Annotated in this window: 9 protein-coding genes; 4 read left to right on the forward strand and 5 right to left on the reverse strand. The window is 63.2% G+C overall.

Features of this window, described 5'->3' with window-relative positions; translation table 11 throughout:
- Positions 1–78 precede the first annotated feature (78 nt).
- On the reverse strand, positions 79–1,086 hold the full coding sequence (locus FJ934_RS06960; protein ID WP_140608112.1) for a ribonuclease: 1,008 nt from the start codon (positions 1,084–1,086) through the stop codon (positions 79–81).
- A gap of 190 nt (positions 1,087–1,276) precedes the next feature.
- On the opposite strand from FJ934_RS06960, the gene FJ934_RS06965 reads away from it, so the two are divergent.
- The 3 genes from FJ934_RS06965 (at position 1,277) to FJ934_RS06975 (ending at position 5,139) form a co-directional block, all read left to right on the forward strand.
- Positions 1,277–2,209 carry an alpha/beta hydrolase gene (locus tag FJ934_RS06965; protein WP_140608114.1) on the forward strand — a complete coding sequence of 311 codons (933 nt, stop codon included), beginning with the start codon at positions 1,277–1,279 and terminating at the stop codon, positions 2,207–2,209.
- A 108-nt stretch (positions 2,210–2,317) separates the two neighbouring features.
- Positions 2,318–3,493 carry a CaiB/BaiF CoA-transferase family protein gene (locus tag FJ934_RS06970; RefSeq protein WP_140608116.1) on the forward strand — a complete coding sequence of 392 codons (1,176 nt, stop codon included), beginning with the start codon at positions 2,318–2,320 and terminating at the stop codon, positions 3,491–3,493.
- The gene (locus FJ934_RS06975; protein WP_140608118.1) at positions 3,490–5,139 is read left to right on the forward strand and encodes a thiamine pyrophosphate-binding protein; all 1,650 of its coding nucleotides are present in this window, start codon (positions 3,490–3,492) and stop codon (positions 5,137–5,139) included. Before FJ934_RS06970 ends, FJ934_RS06975 begins: the two co-directional genes overlap by 4 nt.
- A gap of 89 nt (positions 5,140–5,228) precedes the next feature.
- Here the strand turns inward: FJ934_RS06975 and FJ934_RS06980 are convergent, their stop codons facing one another.
- Positions 5,229–5,672, reverse strand: a complete 444-nt coding sequence (locus FJ934_RS06980; protein ID WP_140608120.1) for a CHRD domain-containing protein — start codon at positions 5,670–5,672, stop codon at positions 5,229–5,231.
- Positions 5,673–5,836: 164 nt separating this feature from the next.
- A complete protein-coding gene (locus tag FJ934_RS06985; protein ID WP_140608122.1) occupies positions 5,837–7,120 on the reverse strand; it encodes a cystathionine gamma-synthase family protein in 1,284 nt (427 codons plus the stop codon).
- 121 nt (positions 7,121–7,241) lie between these two features.
- On the opposite strand from FJ934_RS06985, the gene FJ934_RS06990 reads away from it, so the two are divergent.
- Positions 7,242–7,700 (forward strand): Lrp/AsnC family transcriptional regulator, encoded by a 459-nt coding sequence (locus FJ934_RS06990; RefSeq protein ID WP_140608124.1) that lies wholly within the window; start codon positions 7,242–7,244, stop codon positions 7,698–7,700.
- 49 nt (positions 7,701–7,749) lie between these two features.
- Here the strand turns inward: FJ934_RS06990 and FJ934_RS06995 are convergent, their stop codons facing one another.
- Together FJ934_RS06995 and FJ934_RS07000 are read right to left on the reverse strand one after the other, a co-directional pair.
- Entirely contained in the window at positions 7,750–8,721 is a 972-nt protein-coding gene (locus tag FJ934_RS06995; RefSeq protein WP_140608126.1) for an ABC transporter substrate-binding protein, read from the reverse strand.
- Positions 8,722–8,762: 41 nt separating this feature from the next.
- Positions 8,763–9,274, reverse strand: a 512-nt coding sequence (locus FJ934_RS07000; RefSeq protein WP_140608128.1) for an ABC transporter permease, incomplete at its 5' end; no start/stop codon positions are given.

Raw genomic sequence — 9,274 nt, forward strand, 5'->3', positions numbered from 1 at the left:
CTGCTGAAAGGTCCGGTTAAGCCTTCCGCGTCTGTCCGCGACTGGCACGCCGGCTTGCCGGAAGCGACGGTCCAGCGCTTACTGGAAGCCGATCGGATCGACCGTACCCACCGGGCAGCCGGCCTTGTTGGTGGGCACCGATGCCAGCAGCAGGTCCTTCAGCGAACTGGAGGGACCGATCGGGCCGGCGAGGCCGAGCGTCAGTTCGCCGATCAGCCGCCGGCCGCTCGACGGATCGATGACGCAGGAAACGCGCACCCGATCCCCTGCCCCCGAGCCGAAGGCCTGGTCAAAGGCACTGCGGATCTGGTCGGCCGTCAGCTTGCCGCCGATGTTCTTGGTAAAGAGATCGCGCACAGGCGAGCTGTTCACTTCACGCATCAGGCTGAGTGCCTCGGAAAAATACTCCTGCTGGCTCTTGCCGTAGCAGGTGCCGTGTTTGATCCATTCATGCCGCTCGAGCTTCGAGGCGGTGCCCGGCATCACCTTGTCGAGCTCCGCGCGGGTGCCGGCGTCAAGGTTGACCGGCGGCAGGTCCTGCCAGTGCGCAGGATTGTCGTTGGCCTTGTCGCCGGCCGAAACCTGGCAGTAGAAATTGCCGTTCGGCTGTGGCCACAGGCCGTGCAGGGTGAAATTGGTGGCGTCGAATTCGCTCGGATTCTGCGCCCTGCATTCGGTCTTGTTCGACTTGGTCTCGCAAAAGGCCGGCTGCCAGCTCAGCGCGAAGACATATTCGGGTTTTCCCGAAGTCGCCGGCTTGCCCTGTCCGCCCGGAGCCGCCGGCACCGTCGCGGCGCTGCTGCCCGAGAGATGGCCACAACTGACCTTCACCCAGCGACGCTCCGGATCGGCGCCGGGCACCTGGATCAGATAGTGGGTCGGCGCGTCCTTGTTGCCGGCAAGCAGTTGATAGCCTTGTCCGGCATCGGTCGAGACATTGCCGGGGTTTTTGCCGTTCTTGATGGCCTGCGTCGCCGGACAGGCGGCGTCGGCAACGAAGGTGCCGCTCAGCTTGACGTCGGCACGCGCTGCACTGGCCAGCGATGCCGCCAACAAGGCCAATCCGAAAACAACACCAATGCGCATAAGAATCCCCGCTGAAGCAAATGGGTGACAGACTGCCGCTGTCTCCATGTCAGAATTGCGATATTTTGCTGGCCAAACGCAAGAAACATCGTTGGGCAAAAAGTGGTTGGTGTGGATTGACGCAAAACCGGCGGCAGGCGCACAGAGGTCAGACGCCATGAGGCGAACCGGGGGGTGGAAACCAGCCTGCATGCCATTCAACCAGCAACGCCTGGTCCGCTCGCCGACCGGCGCCGAGCTCAATCTCTTCGTCAGGCAGGCCGATAGCCGGCCGCGCGCGGTCGTCCAGATCAATCATGGACTGGCCGAGCATGCCGCGCGCTATGCTCGCTTTGCCGATTTCCTTGGCTCGCGCGGATTCCACGTCTATGCCCATGATCATCGCGGCCACGGCCGTACCAAGGCGCCGGACGCGCCGCTCGGCAAGTTCGCCGACAGGGATGGACCGGCCAAGGTGATCGCCGATGTCGATGCCGTCCACGATCTGATCGCCGGCGAATGCCCAGGCCTGCCCGTCATCCTCTTCGGCCACTCGATGGGCGCATCCGTGGCGCTGAATTTCCTTTTGGGCCACTCATCCCGCATCCATGCCGCCGCGATCTGGAACGGCAATTTTTCGCAAGGCCTGCTTGGACAGCTGGCGCTCGGCATCCTTGCCTGGGAGCGGATGCGGCTGGGCTCGGACGTTCCGTCGCGCCTGCTGCCGAAACTCACTTTCCAGGCCTGGGGCAAGGCGGTGCCCAATCACCGCTCGCTGTTCGACTGGCTGTCGCGCGACGGGGCGGAGGTGGCGAAATACGTCGCCGATCCACTGTGCGGCTGGGATGCTTCTATCTCGATGTGGCGCGACGTGGTCTCGATGGCGCTCAATGGTGGCAAGGACGCCGGCTTCGTCGGTGTCCGGCGCGACCTTCCCGTCGCCATCGTCGGCGGTGAGAAAGACCCGGCCTCGGACTATGGCAAGGGCATCACCCATCTCGCCAACCGTATGCGCAGGATGGGTTTTTCGAATCTCGTATCAAAGGTTTACGCCGACACTCGCCACGAAAGCCTGAACGAGGTGAACCGCGACATCGTCATGGACGATTTCACGGCCTGGGCGGATAGCGTCCTGAAAGCGTGACCGAGCCAGTTCGTTGGCCCATTGCAAGGGCCGTGACAGCCACCGCCGGGCTTGATAGAGGCTCTGCTTTCGCAGCAATCACGGTGATTGCGGCAACCACGGTGATTTATGGCTGAGCCCCCGCTGAAAGGCGTCCGCGTCGTCGAACTCGCCCGCATCCTCGCCGGGCCCTGGGCCGGGCAATTGCTTGCCGATCTCGGCGCTGATGTCATCAAGGTCGAAAGCCCCAATGGCGGCGACGACACCCGCAAATGGGGCCCGCCCTTTGTCATGAGCCATGAGGGCGAGAATCTGTCGGCCGCGTATTATCATTCCTGCAATCGCGGCAAGCGCTCCATCGCCATCGACTTCTCGACGCCCGGCGGCGCCGAGACCGTGCGCCGGCTGGTCGCGACGTCGGATGTGCTGATCGAAAACTTCAAGCTCGGCGGCTTGAAGAAGTACGGGCTTGATTATGACAGCCTGCGCAAGATCAACCCGCGCCTGGTCTACTGCTCCATCACCGGCTTCGGCCAGGATGGACCCTATGCGCCCCGCGCCGGCTACGATTTTATCATCCAGGCCATGGCCGGCATGATGTCGATCACCGGCGAGGCCGGCCGCGAGCCGCAAAAGGCCGGCGTCGCCATATCGGATCTCTTCACCGGTCTTTATTCGGTCGTCGCCATCCAGGCAGCCCTGCGCCATGCCGAGCAGACCGGCGAGGGCCAGCACATCGACATGGCGCTCTTCGACACTCAGATCTCGGCGCTCGGCAACCAGAACCTCAACTATCTCGTCTCCGGCAAGTCGCCGGTGCAGATGGGCAATGCGCATATGAACATCGCCCCTTACGAAGTGCTTCCGGTCAGGGACGGCCACATCATCCTTGCCGTCGGCAATGACGGCCAGTTCGCCAAATTCTGCGCCGCCGTCGGACTGGACGATTTGCCTGCCAATCCCGACTTCGCCACCAACCCCGCCCGCGTCGCCAACCGCGTGAAGCTGCGCGAGCGCATCGTCGAGGCGCTGAAGTCTCTCGACCGCGATCCGCTGCTGGCAAAGCTCGAAGCGGCAAGCGTGCCGGCGAGCCCGATCAACACGATCGGCCAGATGTTCGCCGACCCGCAGACGATCGCGCGCGGCATGCGGCTCGACCTCGACGACGGCCATGGCAACCTGCTGCCCTCGGTACGCGCCCCGATGGTGATGTCCGGCACGCCGCTGGTCTATGAGCGCCCCTCGCCGCGCCTGGGCGAACACACAAAAGAAATCCTTGCCGAACTGGAGAGGTCTGGAAAATGAAGACCGGCGGACAACTGATCGTCGACGCGCTCGAAGCCAACGGCACCGACCGCATCTATTGCGTGCCTGGCGAATCCTACCTCGCGGTTCTCGACGCGCTGCATGATTCCACGATCCGCACCATCGTCTGCCGCCAGGAAGGCGGCGCGGCGATGATGGCCGACTGCCACGGGCGCCTGACCGGCAAGCCCGGCGTCTGCTTCGTCACCCGCGGCCCCGGCGCCACCAATGCGTCGGCCGGCATCCACATCGCCATGCAGGATTCCATACCGCTCATCCTGTTCATCGGCCAGGTCGCCAGCCACGCCAAGGAGCGCGAGGCGTTCCAGGAAGTCGATTACAAGAGGTTCTTCGGCGACATCGCGAAATGGGTGGTCGAGATCGACGACGCGTCACGCATCCCGGAGTTCGTCACCCGCGCCTTCGCGGTGGCGACATCGGGCCGTCCCGGCCCGGTGGTGATCTCGCTGCCGGAAGACATGCTGACCAGCGTCGTCGAGGCGCCTGCCGTCTTGCCGCACACGCCGGTCGACACCCGTCCGGGCGAAGCAGAACTTGATGCGCTGGAAACGCTGTTGGCCAAGTCCATCAGGCCCTTCGTTATCCTTGGCGGCACGCGCTGGGACACGGAGGCCGTGGCACGGATGCGCGCCATCGCCGAGGCGTGGTCGCTGCCGGTCGGCTGTTCCTTCCGCCGCCAGATGCTGTTCGACCATCTGCATCCGAACTATGCCGGCGATGTCGGCATCGGTATCAACCCGAAGCTTGCCACCGCCATCAAGCAGGCCGATCTTGTGCTGCTGATCGGCGGTCGTATGGGCGAGATGCCCTCATCCGACTACACATTGCTGAAGAGCCCCTACCCGGACCAGACGCTGGTGCATGTCCATGCGGACGCCGGCGAACTTGGCCGCGTCTACCGGCCGACGCTGGCCATCAACGCCTCGCCATCCGCCTTTGTCGAAGCCTTCGCCAGCCGCAAGCCGGCCTCCGACCCGGCATGGGCGGCCGAGACGCCAAGACTGCACGCCGCCTATCTCGACTGGTCGACACCGCCGGAAAGCGGTCCCGGCCCGGTTCAGATGGGGCCGATCATGAATTATCTCGAAAAAATGCTGCCGGACGACGCTATCCTCACCAACGGCGCCGGCAACTATGCCACCTGGGTGCATCGCTTCCACCGCTTCCGCCGCTTCGCCACGCAGGCGGCGCCGACATCCGGCTCGATGGGCTATGGCACGCCTGCCGCGGTCGCCGCCAAGGAGCTGTTTCCGGAACGCACCGTGGTCGCGTTTGCCGGCGATGGCTGCTTCCTGATGAACGGGCAGGAATTCGCCACCGCCGTGCAGTACGACCTGCCGATTATCGTCGTGGTCGTCAACAATGGCATTTACGGCACCATTCGCATGCATCAGGAGCGCGAATATCCTGGCCGCGTGGTTGCGACCGACCTCAAGAACCCCGACTTCGCGTCGCTGGCCCGAGCCTATGGCGGCCATGGGGAGACGGTGGAGAAGACGTCCGATTTCGCAGCCGCCTTCGAGCGTGCGCGCGCCAGCGGCAAGCCGTCGGTCGTCGAAATCCGGCTCGATCCGGAGGCGATCACACCGACCCGGACGATGACCCAGATCCGCGACAAGAGCTGAAGCGAAGGCAGCCTGCTGCCTTTCGCCGGCCGTGCTGAGCTAAGGACTCGTTTGGCGAAAGGGGCGGTGCGCCGCCCCTTCCGACCGCGCTACATCGCCTTCTCGATCTGACCGCGGATCTCGCCGTCCTTGTTGGCGGCGGTGTGGACGTTAACGTAGTATTTGCCGGCCTCAAGGTCAGCCGCTTGCGCATCTGTGAGCGTCGCCGATCCCTTGATCGGGCTCTTGAGCTTGCCCTTGAACGGGATTACCGGCGCGGCATTCTCGCCCATCCCCGCGGGGCCGTGAATGTGCGCGGCCGTCGCCGGTCCGCTGAGACCGGAATATTTGACGTTCCAGCTTAGCTTCTTCTTGGTGGTGTCGAAGGTCAAGGTGGCAGTCCCCTTGCCCTTGGTGGTGACGGGAGGGCTCTGCTGGCCGCCATCGAGCGTTGCCTTGTACTTCACCATTTCGGCCATGGCCGGCGATGCGAATAGAAAGGCGGTCGAAATGGCCAGCGCGGAAAGCACCGGCATGAAGGATTGTCTGCGCATTTTCCTAGGACCTCCGTTGGATGTTCATCCTCGCGGCTCTCCACGCGTGGATGCACCAGCACAACGGTCGGGTGGCCCAAAGTATCCCTCGGGGCACATTTTTTTGATGTCTGATCAAAAAGGGGCGGTCACCCGCCCTTTCAAGACGCGCGGAAGGACAACGCTCAGACGGCGGCCAGAGCCTGCGCAAGGTCGGCGATCAGGTCATCCGGGTGCTCGACGCCGATCGACAGCCTGACCGTGGTCTCCAGAACGCCGATGCGCTGGCGCACGTCGAAGGGAATGCCCGAATGGGTCATGGCGGCTGGATGGCTGGCCAGCGATTCCGTGCCGCCGAGGCTTACCGCCAGCTTGAAGATCTGCAGCCCGTTGAGAAAGGCGAAGGCCGCCTTCTGTCCGCCCCTGATGTCGAAGGAGAAGGTCGAACCGGCGCCGCTGCATTGCGCCCGATAGACGCGGGCGGCAGGCGTGTCCTCGCCGAGGAACGGCAGATAATGCACCTTCTCCACCTTGGGATGCTCTTGCAGGAATCCGGCAATCAGGCGGGCATTGTCGTTCGCCCGTTCCATGCGGATCGACAGCGTCTCCAGCGAGCGGCCGAGCATCCAGCAGGAATGTGGATCAAGCTGCGTGCCGATCGCGCCACGCAGAGCTTTGATCGGCTTCGTGACCGCCTTGCCGCCCATGACGGCGCCCGCGATCAGGTCGGAATGGCCGCCGACATATTTGGTCAGCAAATAGACGGAAACATCGGCGCCGTGCTCGATAGGCCGCTGGAAGACTGGACCGAGCAGCGTGTTGTCGCAGGCTATGATCGGCGTCGATCCTTGCCTTGCGCCGATCTCGTCGGCGACCTTCCGCATCAGCGCGATATCGACCAGGCTATTGGTCGGGTTCGACGGCGTCTCGACCAGAATAACCGACACACGGCCCTTCGCGGTCGCCGCATCGGCCGCCACGCGCACCGCCGCCTCGTCGACGCCATCCGCGAAGCCGACCGCGCCGATGCCGAAGCCGGCAAGCGTGCGCGTCAAAAGCGTCTCGGTGCCGCCATAGAGCGGCTGCGAATGCAGGATCACGTCGCCGGGGCGGGCATAGGCAAGCAGCGTCGTCGCGATCGCCGACATGCCGGAAGAAAACAGGATGCAGGCATCCGTCCCCTCATAGACGGCGAGCCGGTCCTCGACGATCTCGCTGTTGGGATGATTGAAGCGCGAATAGACAAGGCCCGACGCCGTGCCGCTCGGCGGCTCCTTTCGGCCGGACGTGTAGTCGAAGAAATCACGCCCCTCCTCCGCCGATTTGAACACGAAGGTCGACGTCAGGAACACCGGCGGCTTGACCGCGCCCTCCGACAGCTGCGGATCGAAGCCATAGCTCAGCATCAGCGTTTCGGGATGAAGCTTGTGGTTGCCGATATGGGTTTTCGAAGGACGCGGCGCGGTCATGATGTTCCCTGTTTTTTCGAGACGTGTGGCGGCAATTTATGCGATCCCCACCACGCAGTCCTTGCTATTTTTGGACCCCCATGGCTGCACTATCGCAATGAATCGCCTGGAGACACCAAAAGTGCGGCAGAAAATAGCTGATGATTTCGACCGCAAGATCCTGCATGAACTGCGCGCCGATGCGCGTATCACGAACAACGAGTTGGCGGAGCGCATCGGCCTGTCGCCGTCGCCTTGTCTCAGGCGCGTGCGGCGGCTGGAGGAAGCCGGAATTATCAAGGGCTACACGACGCTGGTCGATCCGGCTGCCTTTGGCTGGACCATGGTCGCCATCGCCACCATAAGGCTCGGCCGCCAGAACGAGGACGAGATCGTCATGTTCGAGGAAGCGATCCGCGGGTGGGACGAAGTGCTGGAATGCCACCTCGTCACCGGCTCACGCGACTATGTGCTCAAGGTTGTGACCGGCGGCCTCGACCAGTATGAGCGCTTCATCAAGGAAAAGATCGCGCGGCTGAAATGCGTCGCCTCGATCGAGACCAGTTTTGTCATGAACACCATAAAGGAACGGCGCCTCTGACCCTTGGTCGGAGGCGCCGCTCTGAAGATCGATCGTAGCGGGACTACGCTTACTTCACAGCCTTGTCGGTGATGGCGGTGGTGTAGGCGCCGGTCGGTTCCTTGGTGATGATCTTCTGGTCGAGCAGGGCCTTGGCGGTGCGCTCGTAAGCCGCCGGGATCAGCTTGCCGTCGGCATTGTCGATCAGCTTGGCCACTTCCTTCATCATGAACTTCTGGTGGTTCTCGTCTTGACCGCCATTGTCCACGACGATGCCGGCCGCCTCGTCGGTATTCTCGGTCGCGTATTTCCAGCCCTTCATCGAGGCGCGCACGAAACGCACCATCTTGTCGGCGAAGGCTGGATCCTTGAGCTTGTCCTCAAGCGTGTAGAGCCCGTCCTCCAACAAGTCGTTGCCCATGGCCGAATAGTTGAAGACGATCAGGTCCTCGGGCTTGTAGCCGGCATCCAGCACCTGGCCGTATTCGTTGTAGGTCATCACCGAGATGCAGTCCGCCTGCTTCTGGATCAGCGGCTGCACGTCGAAGCTCTGCTTCAGCACGGTCACGCCGTCGGGGCCGCCATCGGTCTTGAGGCCGATCTTGTTCATCCAGGCGTAGAACGGATATTCGTTGCCGAAGAACCAGACGCCGAGCGTGTGGCCCTTGAAATCGGCCTCGGTCTTGATCGGCCCGTTCTTCGGGCAGACCAGTTCCATGCCCGCCTTCTTGAACGGCTGGGCGATGTTGACCAGCATCACGCCCTTGTCGCGGGCCGCGAGCGCCCCGCCCATCCAGTCGACGATGACATCGGCCCCGCCGCCGGCGATCACCTGTTCGGGCGCGATATCAGGGCCGCCCGGCTTGATGTCGACGTCGAGGCCTTCAGCGTCATAGAAGCCCTTGGCCTTGGCGACATAATAGCCGGCGAACTGGGCCTGCGTGACCCATTTCAACTGCAACGTCACCTTGTCGGCGGCGATTGCCTGGAACGCGGCCAGCGAAAGCGCGCCGGCCAGAAGTGGAATAAGAAGTCTTTTCATTTTTTTTACCCTCTGAAGTTGGTGCCCTGAACCCACCGCCCCTATCCACCACGGACAGAGGGATGCCAAAACGTGACGGCCCTTTCGACAAGGGCGACCACGCCATAAAAGACCGAACCCGCAAGTGCTGCAACTGCGATTTCAGCCCACACCATATCGATGTTCATCCGCCCGACCTCGGTCGAGATGCGGAAGCCCATGCCGACGACGGGCGTGCCGAAGAACTCGGCGACGATGGCGCCGATCAGCGCCAGCGTCGAGTTGATCTTCAGCGCGTTGAAGATGAAGGGAGCGGCGGCCGGCAGCCTGAGCTTGATCAGCGTCGGCCAGTAGCCCGACGCGTAGGTGCGCATCAGGTCGCGCTCCATATGGCCCGACGCGGCAAGCCCGGCGACCGTGTTCACCAGCATCGGAAAGAAGGTCATGATGATGACCACGGCTGCCTTGGACTGCCAATCGAAGCCGAACCACATGACCATGATCGGCGCCACGCCGATGATCGGCAGCGCGGAAACCATATTGCCGATCGGCAGCAGGCCACGCCGCAGGAACG

Source organism: Mesorhizobium sp. B2-4-12 (assembly GCF_006441575.1).
Lineage (GTDB): Bacteria > Pseudomonadota > Alphaproteobacteria > Rhizobiales > Rhizobiaceae > Mesorhizobium.